Below are 15,765 nucleotides of genomic sequence, written 5' to 3'. Positions count from 1 at the left end.
CATAGCCCGTGCTCTCGCCGAGCGCCCACGCTGTGGACGGAAATGACGGGGGCTTTCGGTGAGAGCACGGGCTCTGGCCGATGGGCACCCATCATCGGAGGAAGGCGGCGGCGACGCCGGAGTCGACGGGGATGTGCAGGCCCGTGGTGCGGCTGAGCTCGGGGCCGGTCAGCACGAAGACGGCGTCGGCGACGTTCTCGGGCACGACCTCGCGCTTGAGGATCGTGCGGTTGGCGTAGAACTGGCCGAGGTCTTCTTCCTTCACGCCGTACGTCGCGGCGCGGTTGGCGCCCCAGCCGGAGGCGAAGATGCCGGAGCCGCGCACGACGCCGTCGGGGTTGATGCCGTTGACCCGCACGCCGTACTCGCCCAGCTCGACCGCGAGGAGGCGCACCTGGTGGGCCTGGTCGGCCTTCGTCGCCGAGTACGCGATGTTATTGGGGCCGGCGAAGACGGAGTTCTTCGACGAGATGTAGATGATGTCGCCGCCCAGGCCCTGCTCGATGAGCGCCTTCGCGGCCGCCTTCGAGACGAGGAACGAGCCCTTGGCCATGACGTCGTGCTGCAGGTCCCAGTCCTTCTCGGTCGTCTCCAGCAGCGGCTTGGAGAGGGACAGGCCGGCGTTGTTGACGACGAGGTCGATGCCGCCGAACGCGAGGAGCGTCGCGTCGATCGCGGCCTGGACGCCCTCGGCGTCGGCGACGTTAGCCGCGACGCCGATCGCGACATCGGTGCTGCCGAGGTCAGCGGCGGCGGCCTGCGCCTTCTCGAGGTCGAGGTCGGCGACGACGACGCACGCGCCCTCGGCGGCGAGGCGCGTCGCGATCGCCTTGCCGATGCCGGAGGCGGCGCCGGTGACGAACGCGATGCGGCCCTGGTGCGTCTTGGGCTTCGGCATCCGCTGCAGCTTGGCCTCTTCCAGCGCCCAGTACTCGATGCGGAACTTCTCCTCGTCGGAGATCGGCGTGTAGGTCGAGAGGGCCTCCGCGCCGCGCATGACGTTGATCGCGTTGATGTAGAACTCGCCCGCGACGCGCGCGGTCTGCTTGTTCGCACCGAACGAGAACTGGCCGACGCCCGGGACGAGGACGATCAGCGGGTCGGCGCCCCGGATCGCGGGGGACTGGTCGGTCGCGTACGCGTCGTAGTAGGCCTGGTAGTCGGCGCGATACTCCTCGTGCAGCTCCTTCAGCCGCGCGATCGACTCCTCGACGCTGGCGGTGGCGGGGAGGTCGAGCACGAGCGGCTTGACCTTCGTGCGCAGGAAGTGGTCGGGGCAGCTCGTGCCGAGTGCCGCGAGGGGGGCGAGCTTCTCGCGGGAGAGGAAGTCGAGCACGACGTCGGAGTCGGTGAAGTGACCGACCATGGGCTTGTCGTGCGACGCGATCCCGCGGATCGTCGGGGCGAGAGCGGCGGCCTTCGCGCGGCGCTCGGCCTCGGGCAGGGCCTCGAAGCCCGGGACGACGGCGCCGAACGGCTCCGCCTTGCCGTGCTCGGCGATGTACGCGGCGGCGGTGTCGATGATCCAGAGCGAGTTCTGCTCGGCCTCGTCGGAGGTGTCGCCCCACGCCGTGATGCCGTGTCCGCCGAGGATGCAGCCGATCGCGGCCGGGTTGGCGGCCTTGATCTCGGCGATGTCCAGGCCCAGCTGGAAGCCGGGGCGGCGCCACGGCACCCACACGACCTTGTCGCCGAAGATCGTCGACGTGAGCTCCTCTCCGTCGGCGGCCGTCGCGATCGCGATGCCCGAGTCGGGATGCAGGTGGTCGACGTGCGGCGCATCGACGAGGCCGTGCATCGCGGTGTCGATCGACGGGGCGGCGCCGCCCTTGCCGTGCAGGCAGTAGTCGAACGCGGCGACCATCTCGTCCTCGCGGTCGACGCCGGGGTAGACGCTCACGAGCGAGCGCAGGCGATCGAGGCGGAGCACCGCGAGGCCCGACTCCTTCAGCGTGCCGAGGTCTCCGCCCGAGCCCTTGACCCACAGCAGCTCGACGGGCTCGCCCGTCACGGGGTCGGTCTCGGTGCCCTTCGCGGACGTGTTGCCGCCCGCGTAGTTCGTGTTCTTCGGGTCGGCGCCCAGGCGATTGCTGCGCGCGATGAGGTCGGCGGCGGCGGGGTTCGTCATGTTCGTGGGTCCTAGCTCTGGAGTGGGTGTCGGCGAGTCGCCGGAGGAGGTGGCGACCGGGCGCCGGGTCGGGTCAGGAAGTGGCGACTCGGCTGGTCGGGAAGGCGGGTGAGTCGGTCGGGAGGGCGGCGAGGCGGGCTCGGATGCGGTCGATGGAGAGGGATGCCGCGGCCTCGGCCGGACGGTTCAGGTGGCCGTGCGTCGTCCCCCGCTCCGTGACCGCCTCGACGTCGCGGCCGGCCGCGGCCAGTGTCGCGGCGAAGAGCTCGCCCGAGACGCGCAGCTCGTCGACCTCGCCGTTGATCATGAGCGTCGGCGGGAACTCCGCGAGGTCGGCCGGGGTGGCGAGGCCGGGGATCGCCGCGAGCGGCGCTCCGGCGATTGGGCCTCCGAGGTAGTTCTCGTACATGCCGCGCACCGCCTCGGGGCCGAAGTGATCGGCCTCGGGGTCGGCGTCGAGCGCGGCGCGCAGCGCGGCGTCCGGGGCGGGCTGCTGCGCGAGCAGCGTCGGGTACGCCAGCACGAGGAGCGCGGGCCGCGCGGCGACGCCGGCGGACGGCATCCTGAGCACCGCTCCCGTCACGAGGTTCGCCCCCGCGCTCGCACCGCCGAGGGCGAGGCGCGTGGTGTCGATGCGCAGGCGGGCCGCGTTGTCGAGCGTCCACGACCACGCCGCGAGGATGTCGTCGGATCCCGCCGGGTAGTGGTGTCCGGGTCGTTCCGCGCCGTCCGGGCTCCACGAGGCGGGGAGGGGTGCGAGCCGGTAGTCGACCGACACGACAGTCGTGCCGCGGGTCGCGATCGAGCGGGCGACCCAGTCGGCCTCGGGCATGTCGAGGTCGCCGGCGGCGAACCCGCCGCCGTGGGCCCAGACGAGTCCCGAGCCGTCGGGCTCGCGCGCGGGATAGACGCGCACGAGCCCGTCGGCGGCGGAGTACGGATCGGCCATCGCGCTTACGCGCCCCAGCCCGCCTGGACGCCGCCCACGCGGTCGGCGGCGATCTGCTGCTGGTAGCCGGAGGCGGCGTAGGCGGCCATCGGGTCGGCGGCCAGGCCCCGCGACTCGCGCCACTCGGCGAGCGCCGGGCGCACGTCGGTGTAGAAGGCGTCCATGAACACGGCGTTCGCCGCGAGCACATCGTTGGCCTGCTGCGCCGCGGCGAGGGCCTCGCGGTCGACGAGGAGGGCGCGCGCCGTCATCTCCTGGACGTTGAGCACCGAGCGGATCTGGCCGGGGATCTTGTCCTCGATGTTGTGGCACTGGTCGAGCATGAAGGCCACGTCGGGGTTGTTGAGGCCCCCGCCGCGCACGACCTCGAAGATGATGCGGAACAGCTGGAACGGATCGGCCGAGCCCACGATGAGGTCGTCGTCGGCGTAGAAGCGCGAGTTGAAGTCGAACGAGCCGAGCTTCCCCAGACGCAGGAGCTGCATGACGATGAACTCGATGTTGGTGCCGGGCGCGTGGTGGCCGGTGTCGAGGCACACCATCGCCTTGTCGCCGAGGGCGGCGACCTGCGCGTAGGACGTTCCCCAGTCCGGGACGTCGGTGTGGTAGAACGCCGGCTCGAAGAACTTGTACTCGAGCACGAGGCGCTGCTCCTCGCCGAGGCGCGCGTAGATCGTCTGCAGCGAGTCCTGGAGGCGGTCCTGGCGTGCGCGCATGTCGCCCTGGCCGGGGTAGTTGGAGCCCTCGGCGAGCCAGATCTTGAGGTCGCGCGAGCCCGTGGCATCCATGATGTCGATGCACTCGAGGTGGTGGTCGATGGCCTTGCGGCGGATGCGGTCGTCGTGGTGCGTGAGGGCGCCGAACTTGTAGTCCTCGTCCTGGAACGTGTTGGAGTTGATCGTGCCGAGGGCGACGCCGAGGTCTTCCGCGTGGCGGCGCAGGTCGGCGTAGTCATCGACCTTGTCCCACGGGATGTGCAGGGCGACGCTCGGCGCGAGCCGGGTGAACTCGTTGACCTTCGCGGCATCCGCGATCTTCTCGTAGGGGTCGCGCGGCGTGCCGGCCGTGGCGAACACGCGGAAGCGCGTGCCGGAGTTGCCGAAGGCCCAGGACGGCAGCTCGATGCCCTGCAGCTCGAGTTCGGACAGGACTTCTGAGGAGAGGATGCTCACGATGCGTCGCTTTCTTCGTTGAGGGGGTGGGATGCCTCGCCGGCGCTGGCGAGCTGGTCGTGCAGGTTGAAGATCTCGGCGAGGGGTGTCGCGGCCTGATCGGGGCGGCCGTCCAGGCCGAGGAAGAAGCGGGCCATCTCGGCCTCCCAGCGGGCGGCGACGGGGGATGCAGCGAGGTAGGCCTGCGCGGCCGCGTCGTCGTCGGTCTCGTAGTAGCCGATCAGCCGGCCGCCCTCGCCGAGGAACAGGGAGTAGTTGCGCCGCCCGGAGGCGGCGATCTCGGCGAGCATCTCGGGCCATACAGGCGTGTGGCGAGCGACGTACTCGTCGAGGAGCTCGGGCCGGATCTGCAGCTGGAAGCAGACCCGGGTGGGGGCGGTGCTCGTCATCGAGGGTCGTCCTTCCGCGCGTCGGTCCCGTGAAGATTATGAATCGTTTCAACGATAAGGGATGCCGGGCTGGCGCGCAACCCGGAACGCGCTTGCCAGGACGTCCTCGACGAGACGCGCGCCCTCGATCGATAGCGTGGGGCGGACCGGTCCGATGCGAAGGAGCAGCCGTGCAGCACCAGGAGGACGCGCTCGCCGCGTACGTCGACGCCGTGCGAGCAGAGGACGGCGCGCTCGCGGTGATCCTCGTCGGGTCGGTCGCTCAGGGGCGGGAGCGGGAGGGGTCGGACGTCGACGTCTACTACGTCGTCGACGAGGAGCGCTTCGACGCCGAGACCGCGGCCGGACGCTTCGCGTGGGTCGATCGATGGGGCCTCGACTACCCCGGCTCGTACATCGACGTGAAGCTCGCGAGCCCCGCCTACCTCGCACGCGCCATCGAGAGCGCCGACGACCCGACGCGCGCGTCCTTCCTCGGCGCGCGCATCGCCTGGAGCGCCGTGCCCGGACTCGACGAGACCATTCGCCGCATCGTCGAGCTCCCCGCCGGCGCGTGGGACGAGCGGGTGCGGTCGCACGTCGCCCAGGCCAGGCTCTACGGCGGCTACTTCCTGCGCCAGGCCGTCGAGCGGGGCGACGAGTTCCTGCGCCGGCACGCCGGGCTGCATCTCGCGCTCGCGGCCGCGCGCGCCGCGCTCGCGGCATCCCATGTGCTGATGCCCGGCCCGAAGTACATCTCGGCCCTCGTGCGCACCGTCGACACGCCGCGCGGCTTCCTCGAGGCGTGGGACCGAGTGGTCTCCGACCCGCGCCTCGAGGACGCCGAGGTGCTGCTGCGGCTCCTCGAGGAGCTGCTCCCCGCACCGCTCGCCCCGGACGAAGCGCTGTCGACCTTCATCCGCGACAACGAGCTCGCATGGCTCCGCGGGACGGTGCCCGCGGAGTTCTGGTGACCGCTGCACGTCAGCCCTTGATGGCGCCGCTCGTCATGCCCGCGACGATCTGCCGGTTGAAGATGATGTACATGATCAGCGGGGGGATCGTGACGAGCAGCACGTACATGAACAGCAGGTTGAACTGGCTGACGGACTGGCTCTGGTAGTTGTAGAGACCGAGCTGGACGGTGGGCGTGTTGCTCCCCGGCAGGAAGTACAGCGGGTTCTGGAAGTTGTTGAACACGTTGACGGCCTGCACGACGATCACGGTGACGATCACGGGACGCAGCAGCGGCAGGACCACCCCGAAGAAGAGGCGGATGGGCCCCGCGCCGTCGATGATCGCGGCCTCGTCGAGCTCCTTCGGGATGGTCGCCACGAATGCCCGGAAGAGCAGGATGCAGAAGGCGAGGCCGAACGTCGCCTCGACGAGGATCAGGCCGGGGAGCGTCTTGAACAGTCCCACGCCCTGCAGCACCCAGATCGTCGGCACGACCGCCGGCGGCACGATGAGCGCGGCGAGCACGAAGAAGTTGATGACGCCGTTCCACTTGCTGGGCTTGCGCTGCAGCACGTAGCCGACCATCGCGGCGAAGACGACCATGATGGCGACGCTCACGGTCGTGAGGATCAGGCTGTTGAAGAACGCCCAGACGAGCCGGTAATCGTCGGCCGTCGCGACGGTGACGAAGTTCTGCCACAGCTGCCAGTCGGTGGGGAGGGTGAACTGGACGAGGCCGGCTTCCTTGGGGTTCTTCGCGGCCTCGAGGACCACGAAGGTGAAGGGCACGATGAAGACCACGATCGAGACGATGATCGCGATGATCCCGACGAGGTACTTGCGCGTCCAGCGGCGGAAGGTCATCGGCCGGCGGTCGGCCTTGCGGGCGCGGCGGACGCGCTCGTCGGCCGTGATGAGAGCTTCGGTGACGGTCACAGTTCCGCCTGCCTTCTGTTGAGGAACATGGAGACCGGCACCATGATGGCGGCCACCACGACGAACAGGATGACGTTGCCGGCGGTCGACAGGCCGAAGAAGCCCGCCTGGTACTGCTTGTAGATCACCGACGCGATGACGTCGCTCGTGAAGCCGGGGCCGCCCTTGGTCATGGCCCAGATGAGGTCGAACGATCGCAGGCCGCCGATGAGCGACAGGATGATGACGGTCGCCGTCGCGGGGCGCACGAGCGGCAGCGTGATGTTTCGGAAGACCGACCATGCGCCCGCGCCGTCCATGCGGGCGGCCTCGAAGTACTCCGCGGGGATGGCGACGATGCCGGCCATGAAGATCAGCGTCGCGATGCCGACGCCCTTCCAGACGTCGACGGCGGCGACCGTGAGAAGCGCGAGGTTCGGGTCGGTGTACCAGCCGGGCTGCGGCAGGTGCAGGAAGCCGAGGACGTTGTTCACGATGCCGTGGAACGGGTCGAGCAGCGCCTTGAACGTGAAGCCGATGCCGATCGTCGAGACCAGGACGGGGAAGAAGATCACGGCGCGCAGGTAGCCGCGTCCGAGGATCGGGCCCGTGAGCAGCAGGGCGAGGGCGAGGCCGAGGACGACCTTCGCGGCCGACGTAACGAAGCCGTAGATGAAGGTGTTGATGAAGGCCTGGACGAGCTGCGGCTCCTGGAAGAACTGCACGAAGTTGTCGAAGCCGATGAACTGGACGTTGAACAGCGTCCAGCGCGTCAGTGAGAAATAGAACGACGAGAACGTCGGGATCGCGAAGAAGATGAGGAAAAGCACCCCTGCGGGGATGTAGAACCAGCTTGGATACGGGCTCTTGATGCCCTTCCGCTTCTTGCCTGTCTTCGGCGTTCCGGCCGCGGGCGGTGCCGCTCCGGTCTGTGCGACGGCGGTCGTCATGATCACTCCTCTTCGAGCGGGGGCCGGCGGCGGTTCGCCGCCGGCCCCGATGATGGTGAGTTCAGCAGATCCGGCGCGGGCTCACCAGCCCGAGAGCCCGAGCTGCTGGGCCTGCTTCTTGACGTCGTCGTCGTACTGCTGGGCGCCGTCCTTCGGAGGAGTGATGCCGGAGCCCACCGCCACGGTGATGTTCTCGAGGTTCGGCCCCTTGATGGGGGAGAGGAACTCGAGCGCGGAGCCGGTCTTCTTGTCGTCGAAGTACTTCTGGATGTCGTTCACGAGGGCCGGGACGTCGCTGGGCAGCGTGCACTCGCTCGTCACGTACGGACCGGCGATCGAGCCGCCCTTGTTCTGGACGTCGCAGCCTTCCTTCGAGTTGGCGAAGGCGACGAACTTCTTGGCGGCGTCGAGCTTGTCGCCCTCCGTCGTCTTGGGGATGTAGATCGCGTTCGGCTGCCACATCGTGATCGAGGTGTCATCCGCGTTGGCGGCGGGCAGAGCGAACACGCCGATGTCGTTCACCTTGTCGGGGTTGTCCTGCTGCACCTGGGAGATGTTCGCCGACAGGATCGGGTACTGCGCACCCTTGCCGTTCGCGAGGGCGTCCATCGCCTGCGCGTTGGTCATCGAGGCGAAGTCCTCGTTCAGGAGGCCCTTCTCGAAGACCTCGGCGCCGTGCGCGAACCCTTCATACGCGGGCTCCTCGACGTACTTCGCCTTCGGGTCGTTGGCGGTGTACTCCTTGGCCCAGTCGGGGTTCTGGGCGGTCACGTTCGCGAAGTCGCCGAGGACGAAGAGCTGGCTCGTCCACGTGTCGCCGAACGACTGCAGGATCGGGGCGATGCCGCCGCCGTCGGACTTGATCTTCTCGCTGTTGGCGATGAACTCGTCCCACGTCGTCGGAACCTGGAGCCCGAGCTGCTCGTAGACCTTCTTGTTGTACAGGACGGCGCCGGCGAACGAGGTGCCCCACGGAGCGCCGTAGAGCCCGTTGTCGGTCGAGACGACCTGCTTGAAGTCGTCGGTCAGGCTCTTGACCCAGTCCTCATCGCTCAGGTTCACGAGCGTCTGGTCGGGGTTGAGCGCCTGCATGAGGGAGCCCGAGTTGTAGTGGAAGACGTCGTTCATCGAGTCCGTCGAGAGCTTCGTCTTCATGAGGTTGTCGCCCTCGGTGCCGCCGGGCTGCGTCTCGAGCTTGACCGAGATGTCGGGGTTGGCCTTCTCGAAGGCCGCGATGAGCGCCTTCGCCTGTGACGTGTTGGCGTCGTCGCTCTGCGTCAGATACGAGATCTCGGTCTTGCCGCCGGAGCTCGATCCACCGCCACCGCCGCTGCACGCGGCCAGTGGCACGGCGAGCACGATGGCTCCTGCCGTGATCGTGAGCAGTCTCCGGGAAGAAGAACTCATCATCCTTTACCTCCTTGTAAAGCCGAGCGGTCCATCCGCCCACGCTGCCGGAATCCCTTGCTGCGTTGAAGGTTTGAAACCATTCAACGTTCGTACGGTACGTCGCTTCCGTGCCGTTCGTCAACCGATCTACCAACTCGATGTGTCACAAATCGGTAACGCGGCGTGGAACGGTTGACACTGGACCCTGAATCGTTTCACGATTGACGTGCGCGGAGCGAGGACGCTCCGCTCGAAAGGACAGGCAACTCTCATGACGGCGCTTCCCTCCACCACGGCATCCGACTCCCGCACGCGGGTCGTCGGCCTGCGCACTCAGCACGGGCACGGCCTTCTGGGCGTCCCGCGCACCGGGCTGCGGCTGAGCTGGAGGGCGGAGAGCGACGATCCCGGCGCGAGCCCGATCGGCTACCAGTTCGCGACGGGACACGAGGATGCCTCCCTCGAAGAGCTCGACCCCGTCGCATCCGACCGGCTGACCGGTGTGCCGGCCGGCGTCGACCTCGCCTCGCGGGAGCGGCGGGTCTTCGCGGTCCGCGTCGCGACGCCCGCGGGATGGACCGGGTGGAGCGAGCCCCTCGTCGTCGAGGCCGGCGTCGAGGGCGCGGATCTCGAGGCGTCGGTCATCGGCATCCCGAGCGAGATCGACGGGCCCGCGCAGCTGCTGCGCCGGGAGTTCGAGCTGGTCGCACCGCCGGCATCCGCTCGCCTGCGACTCTCGGCGCTGGGACTCGTCGACGCCTGGATCAACGGCGTCCGCGCGACCGATGCGCACCTCACGCCGGGGTGGACGTCGTATCAGGGCCGCATCCTCGTCGACACGCTCGACGTCACTGCGCTCCTCCGCGCGGGGACGAACGTCGTCGTGCTCGCCGTCGCCGACGGCTGGTACCGGGGCAGCTTCGGCTTCGCGCGCCGTACCGAGATCTACGGCGACCGCTCCGGGGCTCTCGCTCAGCTCGAGGCGGACGGTGAGACGATCCTCGTGACGGATGCCTCGTGGCAGGGCGGCTTCGGCGCCATCCGCACCGCGAGCCTCTACGACGGCACCACGATCGACCTGACGCTCCACGACCTCGCCGTGCACGAGCCCGGCTTCGCGGGCGAGGGCTGGCGTGACGTCGACGTGATCGACGCCGACCTGTCGCTCTTCGCACCGCGCTCCGCTCCGCCCGTGCGGGTCGTCGCCGAGCTGCCGATGACGCCGTCGAGGCACGAGGGCCGGACGCAGCTGGATTCGGGCCAGAACATCTCGGGCTGGGTGCGCCTCGTCGTCCGCGGCCGCGCGGGCGACGTCGTCACCGTCCGGCACGCCGAGGTGCTCGAGCCCTCCGGCGACCTGCACGTCAAGGCGCTGCGCTCGGCGAAGGCGACCGACGCCTACACGCTGGACCGCGACGGCGAGCACACGCTCGAGCCCGCGTTCACGTTCCACGGGTTCCGCTACGCCGACGTGGAGGGCGCCGACGTCGTATCGGCGGTCGCGGTCGCCATCTCGAGCGACCTCCCTGTGCGCAGCACCTTCAGCTCCTCGCACGATGCGCTCGACCGCTTCCATTCGAACGTCTTCTGGTCGCAGCGGGACAACTTCGTCTCGGTGCCGACCGACTGCCCGCAGCGCGACGAGCGCCTCGGCTGGACGGGCGACGCGCAGGCCTTCGCCGCGACGGCGGCGACCCTGGTCGACTCGGAGGCCTTCTGGGTCTCGTGGCTGCGCGACCTCGAGATCGACCAGACCGACGAGGGCGGCGTCGCCTCCGTCGTGCCCGACATCATCCGCCGGCAGGACATGCTCATGGGCGGCGTCCCGACCGAGAACATGGGCCGGGCGGGATGGGCGGATGCCGCCACGATCGTGCCGCTCGCCGTGTACGAGTCGTACGGCTCGACCGAGGTGCTCGCGCGTCAGCTGGACAGCATGCGCCGCTGGGTCGAGCACCTGCGCCGCCGCGCGGGCGACGACGTCGTGCTGCCGACGGAGCCGTTCCAGTACGGCGATTGGCTCGACCCCGATGCGCCCGCCGACCGGCCGTGGGAGGCGAAGGTGTCGAGCGACTACGTCGCGAACGCCTTCTACGTGCGCTCCGCCCGCCTCCTCGCCGAGGCGGAGCGGATCGTCGGCGACCGGGCCCGGGCCGACGAGTACGACGCGCTCGCCGCCCGCGTCGCGGAGGCCACGTTCGCGCGCTGGGGCGAGGAGGCGATCACGACCCAGACCGGAGCCGCGCTCGCGCTCGAGTTCGGGCTCGCTCCCGAGGGCCGGCGGGAGGAGATCGCCGACGGCCTCGCGGCGAGCGTCCGGCAGGAGAACGGCCGCATCGCGACGGGCTTCCTCGGCACGCCGCTCGTGCTCTTCGCGCTGTCGAACTCGGGGCACCTCGACGAGGCCTACCTCATGGTGCTGCGCCGCGAGGCGCCGTCGTGGCTCTACCAGGTCGACCGCGGCGCGACGACGGTGTGGGAGCGCTGGGACGCGATCCTCCCCGACGGCAGCATCCACTCCGGTGCGATGGACGCACTGCCGAGCGAGGAAGCCGACCGCGAGGAGGGCAGCATGCTGTCCTTCAACCACTACGCCTACGGCGCGATGATCGACTGGGTCTACCGCACGGTCGCAGGTCTCGCGCCCGCCGCCCCCGGATACCGGCGCGTGCGCGTCGCGCCGCGGCCTGCGGCATCCCTCGACCATGCCGCCGCGTCGATCGACACGCCGCTCGGCCGGCTCGCGATCGACTGGCGCGTCGAGGGCGAGGAGTTCTCGGCCACCCTCGAGGTGCCGTTCGGCGCCGTCGCGGAGCTGGATCTTCCCGTCACGGATGCCTCGACCGTGACCGTCGACGGCGCGCCCGCGCCCGCCGAGCTCGGCCACGGCACCCACCGCCTCCTCGTCACGGCGCCCGCACTCGCCCAGCCGGAGACCGTCTCCGTCTGAGCCCACAGCCTCGTCACGAAACCACGATCAGCACAGAGGAGTGCCATGAGTCACCCGACGCCTCGCGTCGTCATCGAAGCCCCCTACCGCAGCGACGTCGTCCCGTCGCCCACCCCGGCGATCGGCTGGATCACCGAGACCGACGCCGCCGGCTGGATGCAGGCGCGCGCCGAGCTCTCGCTCGAACGGGCCGGCGGCACGGAGTCGCACACCGTCGAGGGCCGCACCTCGACCCAGGTCGCGTGGCCGTTCGCCGCGCTCTCGCCCCGCGAGGAGGTGACGCTGCGGGTCCGAGTCACGGGCGAGGACGGTCTCGCGGGCGAGTGGAGCGAGCCCCGGCGGATCGTCGCCGGCTTCCTCGGCGACGGGGAATGGCGGGCCGCGACGATCGGCCTCGCCGCCCCCGAGGCCGATGCCCAGCCCGGCTGCCTGCGCGCGGAGTTCGACGTGACCGGCGACGTGCGCCGGGCCACGCTCTACGCGACGGCCGTCGGCGTGTACCAGGCGGCGGTCAACGGCACCGACGTCGACGACCAGGTCATGAAGCCCGGCTGGACCCCGTACCTGCGCCGCACGATCCACGAGACGACCGACGTGACGGACCTGCTGGCGCCGGGCCGCAACGCGATCGGCGTGCGGCTCGCGGGCGCGTGGGGCACGGAGCGGTTCGGCTTCCGCGAGAACGCCGTCCGCATCTACGGCGATCAGCCCCGGTTCGCGGGGCAGCTGCTCGTCGAGTACGCCGACGGCTCGACGCAGCTCGTGGCGACGGACGCCTCGTGGCGGTCGTCGACCGGGCCGCTCGTCGAGAGCGGGCTGTACGCCGGCGAGAGCTACGACGCGCGCCTGGCGCTCGTCGACGGTTCGGGGCGCGGCTTCGCCGAGCCCGGCTTCGACGACGGGGACTGGCATCCGGTCGACGTCCGGGAACCGCTCGTCGAGCCCGAGGCCCGCGTCTCGCCCTTCGTGCGGCGCATCGAGGAGCTGCCGGTCGTCGAGGTCATCACGACGCCGGCGGGCAGGACGGTGCTCGACTTCGGTCAGAACCTCGTCGGACGCCTCCGCCTGCGCGTGAGCGGACCCGCGGGCACCGTCGTCACGCTCCGCCATGCCGAGGTGCTCGAGCACGGGGAACTCGGCACGCGTCCGCTCCGGCAGGCCGCGGCCACCGACCACTACACGCTCTCGGGTGCGGGCGTCGAGGAGTGGGAGCCCGAGTTCACCTTCCACGGCTTCCGCTACGCCGAGGTCTCCGGATGGCCCGGCGAGCTCGACCCCGCCGACATCACGGCGGTCGTCATCCATTCCGACATGGAGCGGACGGGCTGGTTCGAGACATCCGATCCTCTCGTCGACCGCCTGCACGAGAACGTCGTGTGGGGTCTGCGGGGCAACTTCCTGTCCGTGCCGACCGACTGCCCGCAGCGCGATGAGCGACTGGGCTGGACGGGCGACATCCAGGTGTTCGCGCCGACCGCGAGCTTCCTCTACGACGTGCGCGGGTTCCTCGACTCGTGGCTGCGCGACCTGGCGATCGAGCAGGAGGATGCCGACGGCGTCGTGCCGTTCGTCGTGCCGAGCGTCATCCCTGCCCGCCCGGCTGCCGCGTGGGGCGACGCCGCCACGATCGTGCCCTGGGTGCTCCACGAGCGCTACGGCGACACCGCGACGCTCGCCCGCCAATACGGCAGCATGAAGGCCTGGACCGACGTGCTGCTCGACATCGCCGGCCCGCGCCGGCTCTGGGAGGGGCGCTTCCAGTTCGGCGACTGGCTCGATCCCGACGCGCCGCCGGACTATCCGGCCAAGGCGAAGACGCACGCGGACATCGTCGCGAGCGCCTACCTGTACCGCTCGACCGACGCGGTCGCCCGCGCGGCGGCGCTCCTGGGTGACGACGCCGACGCGACGGAGTACGCCGCGCTCGCCGAGGAGGTACGCGCGGCGTTCCTCGCCGAGTACGTCACGCCCTCGGGCCGAATGGTGTCCGACGCCCAGACCGCGTACGCCATGGCGATCGTGTTCGACATCGCTCCCGCCGAGCAGCAGCCCGTGCTGGGCGACCGGCTGGCCGAGCTCACACGCCGATCGGGCTACCGCATCGGCACGGGCTTCGTCGGCACGCCGATCATCCAGGACGCCCTCACCCGGACGGGCCACCTCGAGACGGCGCGGCGCCTGCTCGTGCAGACCGAGAACCCGTCGTGGCTCTACCCCGTGACGATGGGTGCGACGACGATCTGGGAGCGCTGGGACTCGATGCTCCCCGACGGGACGATCAACCCCGGGCAGATGACGTCGTTCAACCACTACGCCCTGGGTGCGATCGCCGACTGGCTGCACCGGGTGGTCGCGGGTCTCGCGCCCGACGCGCCGGGGTACGAGCGCCTCCGCATCGAGCCCCGGCCGCTGGCGGGGTTCGACTCGGCGCGGGCGGAGCACCTCACGCCCTACGGCCGCGCCGCGGCGGGATGGACGCGCGCCGACGGCGTCTTGCGGGTGGAGGCCCTCGTGCCGCCGAACACGACTGCGACCGTCGTGCTGCCGGACGGGGCGACGCACGAGGTCAGCTCGGGCACGCACTCGTGGGAGGTGCCGGACCAGGCGACGCCGGCGACGCCGGCGCCGATCGGGCTCGACTCGAGCCTCGCGGACGTCATCGACGACCCCGAGGCGTACCGGGCGATCGTCGAGGTGCTCGAGGAGGGCAAGCCGGCCGCGGCGCTGGCCTTCCGCACGAAGACCGAGTGGATCCCGGGCCGCGAGCTCAGCGAGGCGATCTTCCACCAGACGGGCCCCGGCCTGCAGCGGGCGGTCGCCGACCGCCTGGCGGCGCTGAACGCCGAGCGGGCCGGTGCGCGTGCGTAGCAGCGAGACGGGGCACGGGACGCGCGAGCGCCCCGTGCCCTACACTCGCGATGATCGGCTGGGGGACGAGAGGATGAGGCGATGGTGAGCGTGCGCGATGTCGCCGCAGCGGCATCCGTGTCGGTGGGCACTGTCTCGAACGTGCTCAACCGCCCGGCGAAGGTCTCGCCGGCGACGGTGGAGCGCGTCATGCAGGCCATCGCAGAGCTCGGCTTCGTGCGCAACGACGCCGCACGTCAGCTGCGGGCCGGCCGCAGCCGCAGCATCGGGCTCGTCGTGCTCGACGTCGGCAACCCGTTCTTCGCCGAGGTGGCGCGCGGCGCCGAAGACCGGGCCGCGGAGGAGGGCATGAGCGTGCTCCTCGTCAACAGCGACGAGCGCGAGGAGCGGCAGAACGCCCACCTCGAGCTGTTCCGCGAGCAGCGGGTGAACGGCGTGCTCGTGACGCCGTCGTCCGACGACCTGGGGCCTCTCGAGCGGCTGCAGGGCGGCGGCATCCCGGTGATCCTGGTCGACCGCGAGGTGGCGGGCGACGCCTTCGCGTCCGTCGCGGTCGACGACGTCGAGGGCGGCTACCTCGCGACGGCGCACCTGCTCGCGATCGGCCGGCGGCGACTCGTCTTCGTCGGCGGGCCGCTGTCGATCCGCCAGGTCGCCGATCGGCTCGAGGGCGCTCGCCGCGCCGTCGCCGAGGTCGACGGCGCGACCCTCGAGGTCGTCGAGACGCCCGCGCTGACGGTGCTGAGCGGTCGCGCGGCGGGGGAGCGGCTGCGGGAGCGCCCGCTGGACGAGCGGCCCGACGCCGTCTTCGCGGCCAACGACCTGCTGGCGGTCGGCGTGCTGCAGGCGTTCAGCCTGCTGAGCGGCGTGCGGGTGCCCGAGGACATCGCGCTCGTCGGCTACGACGACATCGACTTCGCATCGGCGACCGTCGTGCCGCTGAGCTCCGTGCGCCAGCCAGCGCACCTCATCGGCTACTCCGCGGTCGATCTGCTCCTCAAGGAGCTTGACGACCCGGGCGGGCTGCACGACCGCGCCGTGCGGTTCCAGCCCGAGCTCGTCGTGCGGGAGTCCACCGCGGGCTGACACGCCGCGCGGACGGGAGCGCTGCGACGAGAC

General features: G+C 70.5%; 11 protein-coding genes. 4 read left to right on the top strand and 7 right to left on the bottom strand.

All coding sequences use genetic code 11. From position 1 onward, the window contains the following. Window positions 1-91: 91 nt before the first annotated feature. The 4 genes from AAIB33_RS14140 to AAIB33_RS14125 all read right to left on the bottom strand — a co-directional run bounded on the left by AAIB33_RS14140 (window position 92) and on the right by AAIB33_RS14125 (window position 4,638). Window positions 92-2,128 carry a bifunctional aldolase/short-chain dehydrogenase gene (locus tag AAIB33_RS14140; RefSeq protein ID WP_345800600.1) on the bottom strand — a complete coding sequence of 679 codons (2,037 nt, stop codon included), beginning with the start codon at window positions 2,126-2,128 and terminating at the stop codon, window positions 92-94. A gap of 73 nt (window positions 2,129-2,201) precedes the next feature. Continuing rightward, window positions 2,202-3,077, bottom strand: a complete 876-nt coding sequence (locus tag AAIB33_RS14135) for an alpha/beta hydrolase fold domain-containing protein (protein WP_345800599.1) — start codon at window positions 3,075-3,077, stop codon at window positions 2,202-2,204. Window positions 3,078-3,082: 5 nt separating this feature from the next. After that, complete coding sequence (rhaI, locus tag AAIB33_RS14130) at window positions 3,083-4,249, bottom strand: L-rhamnose isomerase (protein WP_345800598.1); 1,167 nt, start codon at window positions 4,247-4,249, stop codon at window positions 3,083-3,085. Further along, a complete protein-coding gene (locus AAIB33_RS14125; RefSeq protein WP_345800597.1) occupies window positions 4,246-4,638 on the bottom strand; it encodes an L-rhamnose mutarotase in 393 nt (130 codons plus the stop codon). Before AAIB33_RS14125 ends, rhaI begins: the two co-directional genes overlap by 4 nt. Before the next feature lie 170 nt (window positions 4,639-4,808). Here AAIB33_RS14125 and AAIB33_RS14120 point away from each other — a divergent pair, with 170 nt between their 5' ends. Then, window positions 4,809-5,591 (top strand): nucleotidyltransferase domain-containing protein, encoded by a 783-nt coding sequence (locus tag AAIB33_RS14120; protein ID WP_345800596.1) that lies wholly within the window; start codon window positions 4,809-4,811, stop codon window positions 5,589-5,591. A 10-nt stretch (window positions 5,592-5,601) separates the two neighbouring features. Here AAIB33_RS14120 and AAIB33_RS14115 read toward each other — a convergent pair whose 3' ends face one another. From AAIB33_RS14115 to AAIB33_RS14105, 3 genes are all read right to left on the bottom strand, one after another. Then, on the bottom strand, window positions 5,602-6,438 hold the full coding sequence (locus AAIB33_RS14115; RefSeq protein WP_345803441.1) for a carbohydrate ABC transporter permease: 837 nt from the start codon (window positions 6,436-6,438) through the stop codon (window positions 5,602-5,604). 68 nt (window positions 6,439-6,506) lie between these two features. Beyond that, entirely contained in the window at window positions 6,507-7,439 is a 933-nt protein-coding gene (locus AAIB33_RS14110) for a sugar ABC transporter permease (RefSeq protein ID WP_345800595.1), read from the bottom strand. Window positions 7,440-7,520: 81 nt separating this feature from the next. Next, a complete protein-coding gene (locus AAIB33_RS14105; RefSeq protein ID WP_345800594.1) occupies window positions 7,521-8,846 on the bottom strand; it encodes an ABC transporter substrate-binding protein in 1,326 nt (441 codons plus the stop codon). A gap of 253 nt (window positions 8,847-9,099) precedes the next feature. On the opposite strand from AAIB33_RS14105, the gene AAIB33_RS14100 reads away from it, so the two are divergent. The 3 genes from AAIB33_RS14100 (at window position 9,100) to AAIB33_RS14090 (ending at window position 15,732) form a co-directional block, all read left to right on the top strand. Continuing rightward, window positions 9,100-11,778 carry a family 78 glycoside hydrolase catalytic domain gene (locus AAIB33_RS14100; protein WP_345800593.1) on the top strand — a complete coding sequence of 893 codons (2,679 nt, stop codon included), beginning with the start codon at window positions 9,100-9,102 and terminating at the stop codon, window positions 11,776-11,778. Between the two features lie 45 nt (window positions 11,779-11,823). Next, window positions 11,824-14,646 (top strand): family 78 glycoside hydrolase catalytic domain, encoded by a 2,823-nt coding sequence (locus AAIB33_RS14095; RefSeq protein ID WP_345800592.1) that lies wholly within the window; start codon window positions 11,824-11,826, stop codon window positions 14,644-14,646. A gap of 81 nt (window positions 14,647-14,727) precedes the next feature. Further along, a complete protein-coding gene (locus AAIB33_RS14090; protein ID WP_345800591.1) occupies window positions 14,728-15,732 on the top strand; it encodes a LacI family DNA-binding transcriptional regulator in 1,005 nt (334 codons plus the stop codon). The last annotated feature ends 33 nt before the right edge of the window (window positions 15,733-15,765 follow it).

It is taken from the genome of Microbacterium sp. AZCO, from assembly GCF_039614715.1.
GTDB lineage: Bacteria > Actinomycetota > Actinomycetes > Actinomycetales > Microbacteriaceae > Microbacterium.
This window is presented reverse-complemented; position numbering and strand designations above follow the sequence as displayed.